Source organism: Ciceribacter sp. L1K22 (genome assembly GCF_017599385.1).
Classification (GTDB): domain Bacteria; phylum Pseudomonadota; class Alphaproteobacteria; order Rhizobiales; family Rhizobiaceae; genus Allorhizobium.
The window spans coordinates 1623016-1642912 of record NZ_JAGFPK010000001.1 but is presented as its reverse complement, the minus strand read 5'-3'; the positions used below and the strand labels follow the sequence as shown (position 1 = coordinate 1642912).

Genomic DNA, 19897 nt, shown 5'->3' with positions numbered 1-19897 from the left:
GTCCGGTGCCACCCAATTCTGATCCAATCGCATTTTGTGATGGGTCCATCGATACGCCCCCCTGTATTCAACCAGAGATGATCGGTAAAACGGCTGGACCACACGGAACGATTCCGTGGTCCAGCCAGTCGCCGAGACACGATGTCGTCCATACGCCCGCTCGTTCCACTGCTCGTCACCGCCGGCATCCTGATCGGCGGCAACGGTCTGCAGGCGACGTTCATCTCGTTGCGCGCGCTTCAGGAAGGGTTTTCGCCCTCGATGATCGGCGTGGTGGGGACCGGCTATAACATCGGTTTTGCCATTGGTTGCATCTACGTCACCCGGATCATCCGGGCGATCGGCCATATCCGGACCTTCTCGGCGCTGGCCGCCATAGCCTCGGCCGGTTCGATCCTGATGCTGCTTTTCATCGATCCAACGTCGTGGTTTGCCATGCGGCTGGTGCAGGGCATCTGCTTCGCCGGTCTCTTCGCCGTGGTGGAAAGCTGGCTGAACGCCAAGGTGACCAATGCGACGCGCGCGCGGACGCTGTCACTCTACCGGTTCGTCGATCTGGGAGCGGTGACGCTGGCGCAGTACGTCATTCCGGCGGTCGGCATCGGCGGCTTCGAGCTTTTCGTCATCATCTCCATGGCGCTGACGCTATCGCTGGTGCCAATCTCGCTCACCGACAAATCCAGTCCGGCGGCTCCCGAACACGTGCGCTTCGATCTGCGGGTGTTGTGGAAAGTCTCGCCGCTGGCCACGGTCGGGTGCATGGTCGTCGGCTTCACCAATTCCAGCTTCCGCTCCCTCGGCCCAATCTATGCCGACGGCATCGGCATGTCCGTCACGTCCATCGCGACATTCATGAGTGTCGGCATTTTCGCGGGCGTCGTGCTTCAGTATCCCCTGGGGCACTATTCCGACAAACTGGATCGGCGCCTGATCATCCTCGCGGCGACCCTCGGGTCCTTCCTGGCGGGGCTTTTCATCGCCTTCGGCGCGGGTGAGAACATCTGGCTGAACTATATCGGCATCTTCGCCTTCGGCGCGTTCGCCATGCCCCTTTATTCGCTGTGCTCCGCCCACGCCAACGACCATGCGGCGCCGGGACAACATGCACTGGTGTCGGCGGGCACTCTGTTCTTCTGGTCGATCGGCGCCATCATCGGCCCGCTCTTCGCCTCCGTGATGATGGACATTTTCGGACCGCATGCTCTGTTCATCTATATGATCGTCGTGCTCGGCGGCTTCATGGCCTACACGATCCTCCGGATGAACGTTCGCGAGGGGGTCCCCACCTCGGAGCGCCGGATGCGGTTCCGTTCGTTGCTCAGGACATCGACATTCTTCGCCAAGCTCGCCGGCAGCGGCAAGGGTCGTGACGGCGCGGAATAGATCGAACCTGCGGCAAGATGCGCGACAGTTGGATATTGATGACCTCGGTCGTCAGGTTTATGGCCAGGGAAAGCCAATTCTTCGCGCGGAGCCCGTCGCCATGCTAACACGACGTACCTTATTGACAGGTGGGGCCGCCGCTGTCGGTGCCTATGGCGTCGGCTTCGGCCTGTCAGGTGTTCGTGGCACCGCACGTGCCGCATCCGAGCCGGTTATCATCGAGACAACGTTCGCCGATGTGCCGATCATGGCACCCAATGCCACACAAAAGGCCATGACCTACCGCTCATCGAGCCTTTCTGCGGATCTGATGCCACCGACGCTCCGGATCAAGCGTGGCGAACCCTTTTCCGCCCGTCTGGTCAACCGTCTCGACGAGCCGACGACGATTCACTGGCATGGCCTGCGGATTCCGAACGCCGTCGATGGCGTCCCCTTTCTGACACAGCCCTACGTCTACCCCGGTGACAGCTTCGACTACACATTCAGCGCGCCGGACGCCGGAACGTTCTGGTATCACCCGCACTGCAACACGCTGACGCAAATGGGTCGCGGACTTACAGGGATGCTGATCGTCGAGGATGCTGCCGATCCGGTTTTCGACGCGGAAATCGCTCTCAACCTGCGAGACTGGCGGCTCGGAGGTGACGGCCAGTTCATTGAACAGTTCAAGGCGCGTGACGCCGCCAAGTCGGGAACCTTCGGCACTGTCAGGACCGCCAACTGGACGATAGAGCCAAGCTACGATGCTCCCACGGGAGGGCTCGTCCGGCTGAGGCTGGTCGCCTCCGACGTTACGCGGCTTTACAATCTGAGACTGGAAGGCGCAGACGCCGTCATCGTGGCGCTGGATGGTCAGCCTCTCCCCTCACCCGCTGCACTCGGTATGGCAACCTTGTCACCCGGACAGCGGCTCGATCTGGTGGTCCGAATGCCCGCAAGCGAAGGAAGCGTCGCGCAACTTGTCGACGTGCGCCCGTCAACCCCTAAGATCGTGGCGCGCTTCCGAGCGACCGGCGCTTCGCTGACACGGACACTTGAGGATGTCCCTCCACTCTCGCCGAACGCGCCGGTCGAGTACGATCTCGGCTCGGCGACCGAGATACCTCTCGTTCTCAGCGCCACGGCAGAACAGGCGTCGGTCGAGTCCATCTGTGGCACGCTTGGATATTCGTTCTGGGCAATCAACAAGAAGCCCTGGCCCGGCGACACCGACGATCCGACGGCGCCCTTGGCGGAGATGAAACTCGGCCGGACCTATCTCATCAACCTCGAGAACGTCACCCCGCATGCCCATCCGATCCATCTGCACGGCATGAACTTTGTGCCGGTCTCCTCATCGAAGCAGGTGGTGACGAAGCTGCCGAGCGATACCTATCTGGTTTTGCCTGACGAGAAGGTTCAGCTTGCTCTGGTCGCTGACAATCCCGGCGACTGGGTGCTGCATTGCCATATCATCGAACACCAGAAGACGGGCATGACGAGTTATGTCAGAGTGATCTAGTCCACCGTGGCAACGGTCACTGACGCACGACAACAACAAGAACGTCAGAAATATCTCTGCTGGGACATGGGGCAGCATCGTTGCAGGTGCTTTGTATTGACATGTCGGGCCTAAAGGGAAAGGAAGGACGATACGTCTTTTCCACCTAGTCGAGCCGAAATGATCGAAACAACTGACGCTCTGGCGGAAGCCTGCCAGATCCTTGCCAAATCCGATTTCATCACGATCGATACCGAATTCCTTCGGGAAACGACCTTCTGGCCGGAGCTTTGTCTCATCCAGATGGCCAGCCCCGACCTCGAAGTGATCGTCGACCCGCTCGCCAAGGGTATCGACCTCCAGCCGTTTTTCGAGTTGATGGCCGACGGTTCGGTGGTGAAGGTGTTCCACGCCGCGCGGCAGGACATCGAAATCGTCTTCCATCTCGGCAATCTCATTCCGCATCCGATCTTCGACACGCAGGTGGCCGCCATGGTCTGCGGTTTCGGCGACAGCGTTTCCTACGACCAGCTCGTACAGAAAGTGAAGGGTGTGCACATCGACAAGTCATCGCGCTTCACCGACTGGAGCCGCCGGCCGTTGTCGGAAAAGCAACTGGACTACGCGCTGGCTGATGTCACACACCTGCGCGACGTCTACCTCAAGCTCAAGGAAGAGCTGGAGCGCGAAGACCGTGCCAGCTGGCTGGTCGAGGAAATGGCGATCCTGGAATCGCGAGAGACCTACGACATGCATCCCGATGATGCGTGGCAGCGGCTCAAGATGCGTTTGCGCAAGCCGCAGGAACTGGCGGTGATGAAATTCGTCGCTGCATGGCGGGAGCGCGAGGCCCGTTCGCGCAACGTACCGCGCTCGCGCGTGCTGAAGGACGATGCGATCTTCGAAATCGCACAGCAGCAGCCGAAGGATACGGAAGCGCTCGGTCGGCTCAGGACCATTCCGAAGGGTTGGGAGCGTTCGTCGGCCGGATCTGCGATCGTAGAAGCCGTGAATGCGGCGCTGGCGCTTCCCAAGGCCGACATGCCGCAAGTACCTCGGCACAGCCACACGCCCGATGGCGCCGCCTCGGCCGTGGAGCTACTCAAGGTCCTGTTGCGCCTGATCTCCGAAAAGCACGGTGTCGCCGCCAAGATGATCGCTAACAGCGACGATCTCGACAAGATTGCGGTTGAGGGTGAACAGGCAAACGTGCCGGCCATGCATGGCTGGCGCCGCGAATTGTTTGGCGAGGCGGCATTGAAGCTGATCGGCGGCGGCATTGCGCTGCGCTTCGCAGGCAAGCGCATCGAGGCGGTGGAACTCTAGCGTGCCTGGTCTCCGCGCCGCGACCGCGCACGACATTCCTTTCATCATGCGGACGGAACGGCTTCCGGGATATGACAAGGTTGTCCGCCGCTTCGATGAAGCGGAGCATCAACGGCTCCTGGTAGATCCCAGCTGGGCCTATCTCATCGCTCCCGAGTGCGGTTTTGCAATCCTGAACGAACTTGGCGGTCGCGATGGGAATGTCTGCCTGAAGCGGCTGGCCGTGGTGGAAACAGGCAAAGGTCTCGGATCACAAATCCTGCCCGCTATCATCGACTGGACGTTCGAAAACACGTCTGCGCACCGTTTCTGGCTTCACGCGATCGACGGAAACGCCTCGGCTGTGCAACTGTATCGCAAATGCGGTTTCAGCATCGAAGGCGTCAAGCGCGAAGCAGCGCTGCTGCCGGACGACACCCGGCGCAATCTCATCATGATGTCGATCCTGCGACCCGAATGGGCCGCTGCGCGCGCGGGATAAAGCCGTGGAACTTCCCGCCCCGCTCCGACAGGCCGTAGATAGAATGCTTGAGGGTGAGCCGATCGAGAAACTCGCCCGCGCCGGCGAACGGCTTTCCGATCGCTACAGGCGCGAGGTGCGCGACGGACGTTTCCATATCGATGACGGACTGGCCGCCAAGGCCTATCTGGCCACGCGGCTTCCGGCGACCTTTGCCGCCGTTCGGGCTGCGATGGAGATGGTAGCGGACGCTTCGCCAGATTTTCTGCCCGTCAGCCTTACCGATTTCGGCGCCGGACCGGGAACGGCGCTCTGGGCTTCTGCCGATTGCTGGTCCACATTGCAAAGCGCCTCCATGGTCGAGGCGAGCGCGGCGATCCGCTCTGTCGGGCAAAAGCTGTCTTTAGCATCTTCCGTCGACTGTCACTGGCTCGAGGGCGACATTACTCTCAAGCCACCGGCACTTGCGCCGGCCGATCTCGTGACACTTTGCTACGTGCTGGACGAACTGCCGGAGCGCAGTCTCCACGATGTCGTGGAGAGACTTTGGAGGCTGACGGGCCATACTATCATCGTTGTCGAACCGGGTACGCCGGCGGGATGGAAGCGTATACTGGCAGCCCGGCAGGCGCTGCTGACCCTCGGCGCAAATCTGGTAGCCCCTTGCCCTCACCAGATGGACTGTCCCATCGTCTCGCCGGACTGGTGCCATTTCTCGCGCCGGGTGGCGCGATCGCGTGTCCATCGACTGGCCAAGCGTGGCGAGGTGCCGTGGGAGGACGAAAAATACATTTTCATCGCCGCCTCCCGTCAGCCGGCGCAGTTGCCGGCGGCGCGTGTGCTGGCGCCGCCGAAGCTCGCGAGTGGCGTAGCGCGCGTGAAGCTTTGCCGGGCCGATGGCACGGCATCGGATGTAACCGTCAGCCGGCGCGACGGCGACCTGTTCCGGCATGCAAGACGGGCCGACTGGGGTGACGCGCTTGACATGGAGGCAGCCGATGGCGACGCGCCATGAACTTGATGCCGAAACAGCGGAACGGTTCGCGCGTATCGCGCTTTCCCATGTGACGCGGGAATATCCCAACAAGCCCGGCCACGCGCTCTCGTCGGACGCGGATGCGCGCACGCCCCGCGATCTTCATCCCGTGTTTTACGGAAGCTACGACTGGCATTCCTGCGTGCATGGCTACTGGATGCTGGCGCGTCTTTTGAACCGCTTTCCGGGATTGCCGTCCGCCGACGATATCAAACGCCTGTTCGATGACCATCTCGTGCCTAATAAGATCGACGCCGAATGCCGCTATCTCGCTGCGCCGACCGCACGAGGGTTCGAACGCCCCTATGGCTGGGGCTGGCTGCTAAAACTGTCTGCCGAACTAGTTAGCTGTCGCGACCAAAGATGGTTTGATGCCCTATCGCCACTCTCCGCAATGTTTGTCGAGCGCTTCCGAGACTTCCTGCCAATCGCCACGTATCCGGTTCGTGTCGGCACGCATTTCAACACGGCATTCGCCCTGCGACTCGCGGCCGATTACGCGGAAGCGATCGAGGACGCGGACCTGCTCGCGCTTCTGCGGGAGACGGCCGTGCGCTGGTACGGGCCAGACACAGACTGTCTGGCCTGGGGAGAGCCATCCGGCGACGACTTCCTGTCATCGACGCTGATTGAGGCGGAATGCATGCGGCGGCTACTCACGCCCGATGCCTTTCGGCCCTGGTTCGATCGATTTCTGCCTGATCTTCACCAAGAACGGCCCCGGACAATCTTCACGCCCGTAAATGTCTCCGATCGTTCCGACGGCAAGATCGCGCATCTGGACGGGCTGAACCTCAGCCGGGCCTGGTGCTTACGGTCCCTGGCAACCGCCCTGCCCGATGGCGATCCGCGAACTGCGGCGATGATGTCGACCGCGGAACGACACCTTGACGCCGCCCTGCCCCACATCGCCGGCGATTACATGGGTGAACACTGGCTGGCGAGTTTCGCCGTTCTGGCGCTGGAGGCATAATTGTCGGGAGTGATCTCCTCGAAAAAGCTGCTGGTCTTCGTACTTGGCATAGCCGCGCTCGCCCTGCTGACCAGCGATCTGCGCCAGCGCGACCTCGTTGAGGCGGCGCCGGCATTCGCGATCGCCGTTTCCTTGGCGCTGGCGAATCTCGCCGTCAGTGTAGCGGGTCTGAGGACACGGCAGCGGTGGCTCTGGGCAACCTATCTTGCCGCGAGCGTCGCAGCTTTCCTGCTGGCAGGAGTTTCGACGCCGTTCGGTGCCGTTATCGTTCTGGCTCCCGTCGGCATCGAACTGGCCACCGATTTCATGCGTGAAGCCTGGCACCCTTCGTGATCTTGTCGGCGATCTTCTTGTCGGTTCGCAGAGCAATGCCGACGACCTTGGCGTCTTGAGGCCCAAATTCCGCAAACACCGCTCGGTTCGCGACATCATGGCCGGTCGAAAACATCTCCTCGATGTAAAGCGAACTGGTGACCTCGCGTTCGAGCGAGCGTCGGTGAATAGTGCGTAAGACCTCCTGATCGGCGGAGAGGATGACGATCGGTTGTCCGGCCATGGGATTGTAGACGTTGCCCACCGCGTCGCGATAAAGTTCGCCGATCACCGACGGCGCTTGCGCGACTATGCCGCTTATCAGAAACGCGGTCACGTTGAGCTTCTGCCAGCTGGCCAGGTCTTCCCTGAGGACGACGACGATCTTGGTATCGAACATGAGCGACAATTCCCTTCGTGGCTATGTGGGCGAAACCGGCCCGGACGCGGCTATAGCCAAAGCGCCTTCGAAGGGTCTTGAACGATCGTGCAGCGACGTGACGGGCGACCGTTTGCGGTTGCTGGGCGGTCTGTCGGGGCTCGAACACATCGAGGCCGCGTTCCGCGGCGACGGGTTTTCACCCCACCGACACGACACCTATGGCATTGGCGTCACGCTGTCGGGCGTCCAAACCTTCAGCTATCGCGGTTCGCGCCGAGCCAGCCTGCCCGGCAACATCATCGTGCTTCACCCCGACGAACTGCACGACGGAGCCGCCGGCACGGAAAGCGGCCTCGTCTACCGGATGATATACGTGGCGCCGGAAAAGATTGCCGATGCCCTGGGGCATTGCGGCGTGCTGCCTTTCGTTGCCGATCCTGTCGTCAGTGACGCGGTCTTCCGCGGACAACTCGGAGGAGCGCTCGCGTCTCTCGACGAGGAGCCATCTGAGCTTGCTGTCGATGGAATCTTGGCGACGATCGCCGACGGGTTGCGTCGCCATAGCGACGATCCGGGTTCAAGGGTCCAGCGCGGAGTGTCCGCTGCAATGATCGCGTGCCGCGAGCATCTGGCCAGCAACGTCGTCCGCGATGTTCCTTCCCAAGAACTTGAAGAGATAGCCGGTCTCGACCGCTACACCATCGCCCGGCAGTTCCGCCGCGCCTTCGGCACCAGCCCGCACCGTTATCTGGTGATGCGGCGACTCGACACCGCCCGGCGCTTCGTACGGGACGGCTTGGGACTTGCGGACGCCGCCTACGCTGCGGGCTTTGCCGACCAGGCGCATTTCACGCGGCATTTCCGGCGCGCCTACGGCATCACGCCAGGCCGCTGGCAGGCGCTTTCATCGACCTGAGGACAGTCACCGAAACTTCATCGAACAGCAACGGACGTGACACGGGGCGTGCTTATGCATGCCTCGTCCCAATCCCTTTTCCATGAAGAAGGTGACCCATGCACAAACATTTCCTCGCCTCCGTCGCTCTTTTCGTCCTCTCCACCAGCCCCGCGCTTGCAGAAGAAAAGGTCTTTACCGCCAAGCTTGTCAGCCACGCCATCCTGCCGGCCAACACAATTATCCCGGCACCCGCCGATGCGCCGGAACACCTGAAGACCTCGGCGAAATTCACGACCGCTGACCGCAAGCGGGCTGAAGGTCTCGGCACCGTACCAGGCAAGGACGGCGTGCGTCCGACCGGGCTTTCCATGCCGTTCGACGGCCAAGCCATGCAGGGCTTCTCCGGCATCAAGACCATGGAGGACGGCACGTTCTGGAGCCTCTCCGACAACGGCTTCGGTTCGAAGATCAACTCGTCCGACTCGATGCTGATGCTGCATCATGTGAAGTTCGACTGGGAGGCCGGCAAGGTAGAGGTCCTGGAGACCCTGTTCCTCTCCGATCCCGACAAGAAGGCGCCCTTCCCGATCGTGATGGAAGGTGCTGAGCAGCGCTATCTGACGGGTGCGGATTTCGACGTGGAATCGATTCAACCCGTTGCTGACGGTTTCTGGATCGGCGAAGAGTTCGGCCCTTACCTCCTCAAATTCACCTCCGACGGCAAATTGACGGACGTGATCGCCACGAAGGCCGGTGAAATCGACGTCAAGTCGCCCGATAATCCGACCCTCGTTGTTCCCGCCAACCCGACCGCAAAGATGCCGGTCTTCAACCTCAAGCGTTCGGGCGGCTATGAAGGTCTCGCCATGTCGAAGGACGGCAGCAAGCTCTATGGCATGCTGGAAGGTCCGCTCTATCTCGAGGACGGTTCGGTCGAGAAGGCCGACAGCCTGACGGCGCTGCGCGTCATCGAGTTTGACGTGGCTTCGAAAACCTGGACCGGCAAGAGCTGGCTCTATCCGCTCTCCGAAGGTGGCGAAGCGATTGGCGACTTCAACATGATAGACGAGACAACGGCACTGGTGATCGAGCGCGACAACGGCGCCGGCACGGCCGAAAAGGCGTGCGCCGACCCGAAGGCACCGGCCGCCGACTGCTTCGCGGTTCCGGCCAAGCACAAGCGGATATACAAGATCGAGATGACAGACGAGAACGCCGGCAAGGCGGTGCGCAAGATCGGCTACATCGATCTGATGAAGATCGACGACCCCGACAACAAGAAGCGTCAGGGCGGCGGCGAAGGCTTCTACGACATGCCCTTCGTTACCATCGAGAATGTCGACGTAGTCGATCCGACACACATCGTCGTCGGTAACGACAACAACCTGCCCTTCTCGGCCGGCCGCGCGCTGGACAAGGCCGACGACAACGAGTTCGTCCTGCTCGAAGTCGGCGAGTTCCTGTCGGCGAAGTAAAAAACGGAACGGCCCGCGACCGGAAAGGTCGCGGGCCTTATCTCGTCAAGCGATGAACAGATCGCTTTCCGGCGTCAGGTCGATGCCGGGTTCGGTCGCGGTACCAACCGTTGTCGCAGACTGGTTCGAATTGGGCTGGCCAGCGTAGATGCTGTAGCCTTCGGTCCAGTCGACCTTGTTCTGCTCGAACGGGTTGATATTGACCCAGACCGGGTTACCCGCGTCGCCTGTACCGATGGGCTTCGCCACGACGATCTGGTGTTTGCTGTCGTTGATCAGCTTGATCGTATCCGCGTTAAAGTCGATGTTCAGCTTGTAGTCGGCCATGGATAGTTCCTTCCTGAAATCCGATTGGCCGGACAATAGATCGAAGCCCACTCGACACAACGTCCGTTTCTGGGTGAAATCCAGTGCCGCGCCAACGGGTTAATCGCGCGTAAACGACGGTCGCGCCACAGCATTCCCACTTGGCCTTGTGGTGGGGCCGAGCCTCTGTGACAGTGTCGAGGGACAGGTAGGGAGCAATTCATGACGGCAAGACATGGCAGATGGGCCCTGGTAACAGGCGCCACCGGCGGTTTGGGTCGAGCGTTTTGCGCCGGACTTGCGCAGCGAGGCTACAATCTGCTGCTCACCGCTCGGAACAAGGATGCCCTTGCCGCGCTGGAAGGCGAGCTGAGCAGCACCTTCCACATCGAGGTGGCGAGCGAGGCGTTTGAACTCGGAGAAGTCGGCGCTGGCGCACGGTTGCACGCCGCCATCAAGCAGCGTGGCATTGCCATCGACACACTCATCAACAACGCGGGCTTCGGCATCCATGGGCGTTTCATAAAACAGCCGACCGAGCGGGAAGCCGCCATGATCGACGTCAACGTGCGTGCCTTGACGGAACTCACGCACGTATTTGCAAAGGATATGGCCGAACGCGGCGGCGGTCGCATCCTGCTCGTCGCCAGCACCGCCGCCTATCAACCCATCCCCGGCTACGCGGTCTACGCAGCGACCAAGTCCTATGTCCTGTCGCTCGGCTATGCCCTGCACGAGGAATTGCGCCGCAAGAAGGTCGTGGTCACGGTGCTCTGCCCCGGTCCAACCGAGACGCATTTCTGGTCGCGGGCCAAGCACCGGCTCAATCCGACGACTGCCCGCATGCTGATGCAGCCCGGACCGGTGGCAGAGATTGGACTCACGGCGCTGGATCGCGGACGCCACAATGTCGTCGCCGGACCGTTCAACAAGATGATCGCCTTCGTCTCCAGGCTACTTCCACGTGCCGTGCTGGCAAAGGGCGCCGAGGCCTTCATGAGCCGAGCGAGCGGTGACCCGGCTGACTGAAACGTCTTTCTCGCCTTTTCGTGAGGCTACATCGAAGGAAATCCCGTCTGCGGGCCCGGATTAGGTCGAGACGATAAAGGCGCTGGCGTCGGTCGAAGCAGATATCGATACCACCCGGCCATCGGCGCTCATCGAAACCGCGCCGAGGGCCACCTGACGCAGAGCCTCCGGATAGAGGCGATGCTCGACCGTCAATACGCGGGCAGCCAGCGCGTCGGCGGTGTCGCTCGGAAGAACAGGAACCGCCGCCTGACCTATCACCGGCCCTTCGTCCATGCCTGGCGTCACGAAATGCACGGTGCAACCACTCACGCGCATACCCGCTTCAATTGCCCGCTCGTGGGTATGAAGCCCCGGGAAAAGCGGAAGAAGCGACGGATGGATGTTGAGGATACGGCCGTCGTACGCCCGAATGAAGTCCGCCGACAATAGCCGCATGTAACCGGCGAGGCAGATCAGGTCGGGTGCAAGTTCAGTGAGCTTGGCAAGTATTGCCGCCTCATGCTCCGCCTTGCCGGCGTAAGCCTTGCGCTCGAAATGAAAGGTCGCGACGCCTTCTGCGGCAGCCTTGGCAAGCCCGCCCGCTTCCGCCTTGTCTGCGATGACAGCGATAATTTCGGCGGGAAAATCAGGTGCGCGCGTCGCGGCCAGCAGCGCCATCATGTTGGAGCCGCTGCCCGAGATGAAGACGACGACGCGCTTGCGGATCATAGGGCGAGTTCACCCGTGTAAACGGTTCCAGATGCGCCTTCGCCACGCTCGATCATGCGGCCGAGCGTGAAAACGGGTTCGCCTTCCGCGGACAGAGCCGCCGATACCCGATCGGCTTCAGAAGCAGGAACGACGACGATCATGCCGACGCCGCAATTGAAGGTGCGCAGCATCTCGTTGCGGGCGACGCCGCCGGTTTTGGCTAGCCAGGAGAACACGGCCGGGACCTTGATCGAAGACAGGTCGATTTCGGCGGCGAGGTGCTTTGGCAGGACACGCGGAATGTTTTCCGGGAAGCCGCCGCCGGTGATGTGGGCGAGCGCCTTCAGCGCGCCGGTCTCGCGGATCGCCTTCAGGAGCGGCTTGACGTAGATGCGGGTCGGGGTCAACAAAGCCGCACCAAGCGACTTTCCTTCCGCGAAGGGTGCCGGGGCATCCCAGCCGAGGCCGGAGAGCTCGACGATCTTGCGCACGAGCGAAAAACCGTTGGAATGGACGCCTGACGAGGAGAGGCCGAGGATCACGTCACCTGCGGCGATATCGCCAGCGGGAAGGAGTTGCCCGCGTTCTGCGGCGCCCACGGCAAACCCCGCAAGGTCGTAGTCGCCGGATGAATACATGCCCGGCATTTCGGCGGTTTCTCCCCCGATCAGCGCGCAGCCCGCCTCGCGGCAGCCGGCGGCAATGCCCTCGACGATCGCCGCACCCTGTTCCGGGTCCAGCTTGCCGGTGGCGAAGTAGTCCAGGAAGAGAAGCGGCTCCGCACCTTGGACGACCAAATCGTTGACGCACATGGCAACGAGGTCGATGCCGACCGTATCGTGAATGTTGGCGTCGATGGCGATCTTCAGCTTGGTGCCGACGCCATCGTTGGCGGCAACGAGGATCGGATCCTTGAAGCCTGCGGCCTTGAGATCAAAGAGTCCGCCGAAGCCGCCAATCTCTCCATCGGCACCCGGGCGACGGGTGGAGCGCACGGCGGGCTTGATCTTCTCAACCAGCAGGTTTCCGGCATCGATGTCGACCCCGGCGTCGCTGTAGGTCAGGCCGTTGCGGTCTTGCTGGCTCATATCAGCTCTCCATGGCTGGGTATTTTTGCGGCTCGCCATTACATGACGCGTGCAAGGATGCAAGACCGGCACCGGAAAAGCGACCGTTTTGGACGCTAATTCCGAATGTCCGTAGCTTTACTCCCCAGTATCCAATGTCAGCCACTCCGGCCAGCATTGGACCAGCGCCGCGCTTGACCGGCCCGAGTCCGCTGCCGTATTCGTCAGTCAACAAAGGCTTCGTCGCACCCGGCTCCCGTTCTCGGACCAGAGGAAGAGAAAATGTCACACATCAGCGCTTCCGGCCTCCGCCGCCAGTTCCTGTTCTGGCTCGGCGTGCTGGCAGTTTTCATTCTATTCCTGATGGTGTTCCGGACAATCCTGCTGCCCTTCGTCGCCGGGATGGCCCTTGCCTATTTCCTCGATCCGGTGGCCGACTGGCTGGAACGCAGGGGCCTCAACCGGCTGATGGCAACGATCGTCATCCTGGTGAGCTTCGTCGTCGTTTTCGTGCTGTCGCTGATGCTGATCATCCCGCTCCTGGCCTCACAGCTCAATGACTTTATCCAGCGGGTTCCGGACTATGTGACGCAACTCCAGAACCTGGTCGCACAATCCAATGCAGCCTGGCTGCCCGACTGGGTGGATGGGCAGATGGATACGATCAAGTCAAACTTCTCGCGCTATCTTTCGGAGGGCATCGGCTTCGTCGGCACACTGCTGTCGCAGATCTGGAGTTCCGGCAAGGCGATCGTCGACATCGCCTCGCTGCTTGTGGTCACCCCGGTCGTGGCCTTCTACATGCTTCTCGACTGGGACCGCATGATCGCCAAGGTCGATAGCTGGGTACCGCGTCGCTACCTCGGCGATGTCCGTGAGATCGCGACCGAGATGGACAATGCGATCGCCGGCTTCGTGCGTGGCCAGGGCTCGCTGTGCCTGATCCAGGCCATCTATTACGGCATCGGTCTTTCGCTGATCGGTCTCAACTTCGGCCTCCTGATCGGGCTCTTCACAGGCTTCATCAGCTTCATCCCTTATGTCGGCTCGACCGTTGGCCTGTTGCTCGCCGTTGGCGTAGCGCTGGTTCAATACGGGGCAGACTGGGTGCAGGTCGGCATCGTGGCCGCCTTCTTCTTTTCCGGGCAGTTCATCGAAGGCAATATCCTGCAACCCAAGCTCATCGGTTCCAGCGTCGGACTGCATCCCGTCTGGCTGATGTTCGCCCTGTTTGCCTTCGGCGCCCTGTTCGGCTTCGTCGGCGTCCTGATCGCCGTACCGGCTGCCGCGGCGGTCGGTGTTCTTGTCCGCTTCGCGCTGCGTCGGTATCTTGAAAGTGATCTCTACGAGAACGAACGGTCGTCGACAGTGATCACATCGACGGACCGTCTGCCCGAGGCGTAAATGAGTGAGTTGAAAAAGCTGGCATCGCGACGGCGAAAGGCCGAGCAACTGCCGCTCGCCCTTGCCTATCCGCCGTCGTCGGGGCGTGACGACCTATTGGTGTCGGAACGCATGGAAGCCGCCGTCGGTCTGATCGATCGCTGGCCGGACTGGCCTTCGCCGGTGGTCATCATCACCGGGCCGCCAAGCTCTGGAAAATCACATCTGGCGGCCATATGGCGGGATGCGAGCGGCGCCACAGATATCGACGCCCGGGAAAACGGCCAGGCGTCGCTGATTGCAGCCGCAGGGCCGGTGATACTGGAAGACGCGGACCGCCGCGAGTTCAGTGAGACGGAACTGTTCCATGTGATCAACAGCGTTCGCCAGAACTCGACGTCTCTGCTGATGACGGCAAGAACCTGGCCGCTGGCCTGGCCGGTGTCGCTCCCCGACCTTAAGTCCCGCCTGCGCGCGGCGACAATGATAGAGATCGGCGAGCCTGATGAGGAACACCTGTCGCAACTGATCGTAAAGCTCTTCGCAGACCGCCAGCTTCATGTGGACGACAAGATCGTCGCCTATATCATGACCCGGATCGAACGGTCTTTCAGCGCTGCGCAAATGGTGGTGGAGAACATCGACAGGCTCGCACTTTCGCGGCGCGCGAAGGTGTCGAAGTCACTCGCCGGGGAGGCCATAGAAGGCATTTTAGCGCAATCTTCACAACAGGATGAGCTGTCACAGTAACGTCGTGAATTTGTTATAATTGCCGAAAGCGTTGAGAGAACGAGGGGGCGAAGCATGGATACGGGCGCAATCGAGGGGCAGCCGACCAACGGTATCGACGCGGCCGCGCCCGAGGATCTGATGAACAGCCCGGAGCGCTTCATCAACCGGGAATTCTCCTGGCTCCAGTTCAACCGACGGGTTCTCGAAGAAACGCTGAACACCGCCCACCCCCTGCTTGAACGGGTGCGGTTCCTGTCGATTTCGGCGACAAACCTTGACGAGTTCTTCATGGTGCGCGTCGCCGGTCTCGAAGGACAGGTCCGGCAGGGCATCGTTGTCCGAAGCCCTGACGGCAAGACGCCGGCGGAACAGCTCGAGGAAATCCTGAAGGAAATCGACAACCTGCAGATGGAGCAGCAGGCTTCGCTGGCGGTTCTGCAGCAATATCTGGCCCGGGAGGATATCCTGATCGTCCGGCCGGCCGCATTGTCGGTCGAGGATCGTCATTGGCTGGAAAACGAATTCGAAGAGGCGATCTTTCCTGTCCTCACGCCGTTGTCCATCGATCCTGCGCATCCCTTCCCCTTCATCCCGAACCTCGGCTTTTCGATGGGGCTGCAACTGGAAAGCAAACGTACGCGCGAGCCGATGACGGCGCTGCTGCGATTGCCGCCCACACTCGACCGTTTCATCCGCCTGCCGGACGACAAGAACGCGATTCGCTACATCACGCTCGAAGACGCCGTCGGCATGTTCATCCACCGGCTCTATCCCGGTTACGAGGTCACTGGCTTCGGCACGTTCCGCATCATCCGCGACAGCGATATCGAGGTGGAGGAAGAGGCAGAGGATCTGGTCCGCTTCTTCGAAACGGCCCTGAAGCGCAGGCGACGCGGCTCGGTGATCAGGATAGAGACCGACTCGGAAATGCCCGCCGCCCTCAGACAATTCGTGGTCCATGAACTGGGCGTGCCGGACAACCGGGTTGCGGTTCTACCCGGACTGCTGGCACTTAACACCATCTCGGAAATCACCAAGGCGCCGCGCGACGATTTACGTTTCGAACCTTACAATGCCCGTTTCCCCGAACGCGTGCGTGAGCACGCGGGCGACTGCCTGGCGGCGATCCGTGAAAAGGATATGGTTGTCCACCATCCTTACGAAAGTTTCGACGTCGTCGTGCAGTTCCTGCTGCAGGCAGCCCGCGATCCGGACGTACTTGCGATCAAGCAGACACTGTACCGCACCTCGAACGACAGCCCGATCGTCCGGGCTCTGATCGATGCCGCCGAAGCGGGGAAATCGGTGACGGCGCTGGTCGAACTGAAAGCCCGCTTCGATGAAGAGGCCAACATCCGCTGGGCGCGCGACCTCGAGCGTGCCGGCGTGCAGGTCGTGTTCGGCTTCATCGAACTCAAGACACATGCCAAGATGTCGATGGTGGTGCGTCGGGAAGACGGCAAGCTCAGGACTTATTGCCACCTCGGCACCGGCAACTACCACCCGATCACCGCCAAGATCTATACCGACCTGTCGTTCTTCACCTGCAATCCGAAGATTGCTCACGACATGGCGAACATCTTCAACTTCATCACGGGCTACGGCGAGCCTGAAGAAAGCATGAAGCTCGCAGTGTCGCCCTACACGCTGCGTCCGCGCATTCTCAGGCATATCGGCGAGGAAATCGAGCACGCGAAAGCGGGACGGCCGGCTGCCATCTGGATGAAGATGAATTCGCTCGTCGATCCGGAAATCATCGATGCGCTTTACAATGCCAGCCGCGCGGGCGTCGAAGTCGATCTGGTGATCCGCGGCATATGCTGCCTGAGACCCCGGGTGCCCGGTCTGTCGGACAATATCCGGGTGAAGTCGATCGTCGGCCGCTTCCTGGAGCACAGCCGCATTTTCTGCTTCGGCAACGGCCATGGTTTACCGTCGGAGAAGGCCCTCGTCTACATTGGCTCTGCCGACATGATGCCGCGAAATCTGGACCGTCGCGTGGAAACGCTCGTTCCGCTGGTCAATCCGACAGTGCATGAGCAGGTGCTTTCACAGATCATGCTTGGCAATCTGATTGACAACCAACAAAGCTACGAGATATTGGCCGACGGCACCTCCCGCAGGATGGACGTGCGGCAAGGCGAAGAACCGTTCAATGCGCAGCAATATTTCATGACCAATCCGAGCCTCTCGGGCCGCGGCGAAGCCTTGAAATCGAGCGCGCCAAAGCTGATCGCCGGAGTGATTTCCGGTCGGAAACGATAACTGGACATTCATGACAAGATCTGAAGCACAGGGGCGCCTTCCCGGAATTGCTCCTGTCTCCGTCGTCGACATCGGGTCGAACTCGATCCGCCTCGTGGTTTACGAGGGACTGTCGCGAGCACCAACCGTCCTTTTCAACGAAAAGGTTCTCTGCGGGCTCGGCAAGGGTCTCGCCGGAAGCGGACGCATGGACGAAGACGGGGTGGAGCGAGCACTGGCGGCACTGCGCCGTTTCACGGCTCTTTCTCGTCAGGCTCAGGCGACGGCGATGTACGTGCTTGCAACCGCCGCAGCCCGCGAAGCCAGCAACGGTCCGGCCTTCATCGAAGAAGCGGAGCGCATCCTTGGGCAGAAGGTTCTGGTCCTCAGTGGCGAACAGGAAGCACTCTATTCCGCGCTCGGCGTGATCAGCGGCTTTCATGAACCCGATGGTATCGCCGGAGATCTGGGCGGCGGTTCGCTCGAACTGATCGACATCCAGGGCTCCAGCGTCGGCAAGGGCATCACCCTGCCGCTGGGCGGGCTGAGACTTTCCGAAAGTGCCGCCGGCGCCTTGCCCAAGGCACAGGAACTCGCTCGGAGACTGATCGTCAAAGCTCAATTGCTGCAACGGGGGAAGGACCGGACCTTCTACGCCGTCGGTGGAACGTGGCGCAATATCGCCAAACTGCACATGGAGATGCGCGGATATCCGCTGCACATGATGCAGGGGTACGAGTTGCCCTACGATGAAATCGTCAGGTTTCTCGGTGACATCATTTCCGGCGCCAATGCCAAGGATCCCGCCTGGTCCACAATCTCGAAGAACCGCCGCGCGCTCATACCCTTCGGTGCTGTCGCCATGCGGGAAGTGCTGGTCGCCATGAAGCCCAGGAATGTCTGCTTCTCGGCGCAGGGCGTGCGCGAAGGCTATCTCTATTCGCTGCTCTCGGACCAGGACAAGGCGCTCGATCCGCTCCTGACGGCAGCCGACGAACTCGCAATTCTGAGGGCGCGTTCGCCGGAACATGCACGTGAACTGGCCGACTGGACAGGACGGATGATGCCGTTCTTCGGGGTCACAGAGACCGAGGAAGAGGCCCGATATCGCCGGGCCGCCTGCCTGCTCGCCGATATCAGCTGGCGCGCGCATCCGGACTACAGAGGATTGCAGGCGCTCAACATCATTGCGCATTCCTCGCTCGTCGGCATTACCCATCCGGGTCGAGCCTTCATCGGACTGACGAACTACTATCGCTTTGAAGGTCTATACGACGACGGGCGGACCGGGCCGCTGGCGGCGATCGCCACCGAACCGCTCCTCGAGCGCGCGAAGCTGCTCGGCGGACTGCTGAGGGTGGTCTATCTCTTTTCCGCCTCGATGCCGGGCATCATCAACAAGTTGACGTTCGCGCAGAGCACCGCAGCGGATACGGACCTCGAATTCGTCGTTCCGGCGATACATGAGGATCTCGCGGGCGAACGTCTGGACGGGAGATTACAGCAGCTGGCGAAACTCACCGGCAAACGCTTGGCCTTCCGGTTCGAATAGTCGGAAATTTCATCCGTTTTCCGCCAATGAATCGAATTGCGACCAGATATGGTCGAGGAACCGCCCAGTTCTGGACGATGCTGACGGTTGGCAAAGCCTTCACCTTGAGTAGGTTCACCCCGAATTCACGGTGAACAAGGGGGCGTTCCTAGATGAGCATTTTTCGTACCGGCCTGCTGGCAGGCGCACTGGCTGCATGTCCAGCGCTGGCTTTCGCTGAAGACGCACTCGGCCCCGACTTTTCAATCTACGGCGGATACGGCCTTGCCAACATCAAGGCCGACGAACTCGTCTACTATGGCAGATCGAAGCTCAGCGAACTTAACTGGGAAAGCAAATGGGTTTCGATCTTTACTCTTGGCCTAGAAGCAGAGCTGGACAAGGATTGGACGATCCGAGGCGACCTTGATATCGGCACGGGCGGCGACGGACACATGGTCGACTACGACTGGCTGGTGGTTCCCGACGAATGGAGCGACCGCTCGATTCATCCGGATACCCGTCTTGACCATTACTTCAGCGCCAATATCCAGATCGATCGTGAGGTCTTCAAGGACGACGCCTCTGCCGTGAGCATCGGCGCCGGCTTCACCTATAGCGACGTCAAATGGACGGCCTATGGTGGCTCCTACATCTACAGCTACAACGGATTCCGCGACGACGTCGGCAATTTCCCCGACGGCGAAAAGGGCATCAGTTACCAACAGAAGGTGCCGGTCGGCTACCTGGCTGTCAGCGGCGAGCACAAGGTCGGCCAGTTTACCTTCAGCGGTGGCCTGCGCGGCGGCGTCAGCTTCGGCATCGAGGACATCGACGATCACTGGGCGCGCGACCTGCGCTTCTATGACAGCATGGACATGGCCCCCATGCTCGGCGCATCCATAACCGCCAACTACGCCCTGACGCAGAGCGCATCGCTCTACCTGACGGGCTCCTGGGACAAGGTTTTCCACTCCTACGGTGATGTGAAGATCGTGGACACAACCGGCGGCTCCGCCGACTTGTATTTTGAGGACGGTGCAGGCGCCACCTTCGAGACCATTTCGATCTCGTTCGGCCTCAAAGGCACATTCTGAAAAGAGCGGATCGCGCACAGCATCCGCAGAACCCCGGCGAGCGGCTTTCGGGTCGCTCGCGAGGCCACGGTCACGATTGCGGCCGTG

Annotated in this window: 19 protein-coding genes; 15 read left to right on the top strand and 4 right to left on the bottom strand. The window is 61.1% G+C overall.

Annotated features, from left to right (window positions below):
• Nucleotides 1-141 precede the first annotated feature (141 nt).
• From J5J09_RS08255 to J5J09_RS08225, 7 genes are all read left to right on the top strand, one after another.
• Nucleotides 142-1383 (top strand): MFS transporter, encoded by a 1242-nt coding sequence (locus J5J09_RS08255; protein WP_208549176.1) that lies wholly within the window; start codon nt 142-144, stop codon nt 1381-1383.
• 100 nt (nt 1384-1483) lie between these two features.
• The gene (locus J5J09_RS08250; protein ID WP_208549175.1) at nt 1484-2887 is read left to right on the top strand and encodes a multicopper oxidase family protein; all 1404 of its coding nucleotides are present in this window, start codon (nt 1484-1486) and stop codon (nt 2885-2887) included.
• 159 nt (nt 2888-3046) lie between these two features.
• On the top strand, nt 3047-4192 hold the full coding sequence (gene rnd, locus J5J09_RS08245) for a ribonuclease D (RefSeq protein ID WP_208549174.1): 1146 nt from the start codon (nt 3047-3049) through the stop codon (nt 4190-4192).
• Between the two features lies 1 nt (nt 4193).
• Complete coding sequence (locus tag J5J09_RS08240; RefSeq protein WP_208549173.1) at nt 4194-4673, top strand: GNAT family N-acetyltransferase; 480 nt, start codon at nt 4194-4196, stop codon at nt 4671-4673.
• A gap of 4 nt (nt 4674-4677) precedes the next feature.
• On the top strand, nt 4678-5667 hold the full coding sequence (locus J5J09_RS08235; protein ID WP_208549172.1) for a small ribosomal subunit Rsm22 family protein: 990 nt from the start codon (nt 4678-4680) through the stop codon (nt 5665-5667).
• Nucleotides 5651-6661 carry a DUF2891 domain-containing protein gene (locus J5J09_RS08230; protein WP_208549171.1) on the top strand — a complete coding sequence of 337 codons (1011 nt, stop codon included), beginning with the start codon at nt 5651-5653 and terminating at the stop codon, nt 6659-6661. The genes J5J09_RS08235 and J5J09_RS08230 overlap by 17 nt, the downstream gene beginning before the upstream one ends.
• Nucleotides 6662-6994, top strand: coding sequence for a hypothetical protein (locus tag J5J09_RS08225; protein WP_208549170.1), 333 nt, complete (start codon nt 6662-6664; stop codon nt 6992-6994).
• Here the strand turns inward: J5J09_RS08225 and J5J09_RS08220 are convergent.
• Nucleotides 6966-7373, bottom strand: coding sequence for a DUF2000 family protein (locus J5J09_RS08220; RefSeq protein WP_208549169.1), 408 nt, complete (start codon nt 7371-7373; stop codon nt 6966-6968). The two genes, J5J09_RS08225 and J5J09_RS08220, sit on opposite strands and share 29 nt — an antisense overlap.
• Between J5J09_RS08220 and J5J09_RS08215 the strand changes: the two genes are divergently transcribed.
• Both J5J09_RS08215 and J5J09_RS08210 read left to right on the top strand, forming a co-directional pair.
• Nucleotides 7372-8271 (top strand): AraC family transcriptional regulator, encoded by a 900-nt coding sequence (locus J5J09_RS08215; RefSeq protein ID WP_208549168.1) that lies wholly within the window; start codon nt 7372-7374, stop codon nt 8269-8271. The genes J5J09_RS08220 and J5J09_RS08215 overlap by 2 nt on opposite strands.
• A 98-nt stretch (nt 8272-8369) precedes the next feature.
• Nucleotides 8370-9728 (top strand): esterase-like activity of phytase family protein, encoded by a 1359-nt coding sequence (locus J5J09_RS08210; protein ID WP_208549167.1) that lies wholly within the window; start codon nt 8370-8372, stop codon nt 9726-9728.
• A 45-nt stretch (nt 9729-9773) separates the two neighbouring features.
• Here J5J09_RS08210 and J5J09_RS08205 read toward each other — a convergent pair whose 3' ends face one another.
• Nucleotides 9774-10055, bottom strand: a complete 282-nt coding sequence (locus tag J5J09_RS08205) for a hypothetical protein (protein ID WP_208549166.1) — start codon at nt 10053-10055, stop codon at nt 9774-9776.
• 201 nt (nt 10056-10256) lie between these two features.
• On the opposite strand from J5J09_RS08205, the gene J5J09_RS08200 reads away from it, so the two are divergent.
• The gene (locus J5J09_RS08200) at nt 10257-11063 is read left to right on the top strand and encodes an SDR family oxidoreductase (RefSeq protein ID WP_208549165.1); all 807 of its coding nucleotides are present in this window, start codon (nt 10257-10259) and stop codon (nt 11061-11063) included.
• Nucleotides 11064-11123: 60 nt separating this feature from the next.
• Here the strand turns inward: J5J09_RS08200 and purN are convergent, their stop codons facing one another.
• Nucleotides 11124-11774 carry a phosphoribosylglycinamide formyltransferase gene (gene purN, locus J5J09_RS08195; RefSeq protein ID WP_208549164.1) on the bottom strand — a complete coding sequence of 217 codons (651 nt, stop codon included), beginning with the start codon at nt 11772-11774 and terminating at the stop codon, nt 11124-11126.
• Complete coding sequence (purM, locus tag J5J09_RS08190) at nt 11771-12844, bottom strand: phosphoribosylformylglycinamidine cyclo-ligase (protein WP_208549163.1); 1074 nt, start codon at nt 12842-12844, stop codon at nt 11771-11773. The genes purN and purM overlap by 4 nt, the downstream gene beginning before the upstream one ends.
• A gap of 261 nt (nt 12845-13105) precedes the next feature.
• On the opposite strand from purM, the gene J5J09_RS08185 reads away from it, so the two are divergent.
• The 5 genes from J5J09_RS08185 (at nt 13106) to J5J09_RS08165 (ending at nt 19810) form a co-directional block, all read left to right on the top strand.
• Entirely contained in the window at nt 13106-14227 is a 1122-nt protein-coding gene (locus J5J09_RS08185; RefSeq protein ID WP_208549162.1) for an AI-2E family transporter, read from the top strand.
• Nucleotides 14228-14956, top strand: a complete 729-nt coding sequence (gene hdaA, locus J5J09_RS08180; RefSeq protein ID WP_208549161.1) for a DnaA regulatory inactivator HdaA — start codon at nt 14228-14230, stop codon at nt 14954-14956.
• Nucleotides 14957-15010: 54 nt separating this feature from the next.
• Complete coding sequence (locus J5J09_RS08175) at nt 15011-17203, top strand: RNA degradosome polyphosphate kinase (RefSeq protein WP_208549160.1); 2193 nt, start codon at nt 15011-15013, stop codon at nt 17201-17203.
• Nucleotides 17204-17213: 10 nt separating this feature from the next.
• Nucleotides 17214-18734, top strand: coding sequence for an exopolyphosphatase (gene ppx / locus J5J09_RS08170; protein ID WP_208549159.1), 1521 nt, complete (start codon nt 17214-17216; stop codon nt 18732-18734).
• 152 nt (nt 18735-18886) lie between these two features.
• Nucleotides 18887-19810, top strand: coding sequence for an omptin family outer membrane protease (locus J5J09_RS08165; protein WP_208549158.1), 924 nt, complete (start codon nt 18887-18889; stop codon nt 19808-19810).
• Nucleotides 19811-19897: the final 87 nt, after the last annotated feature.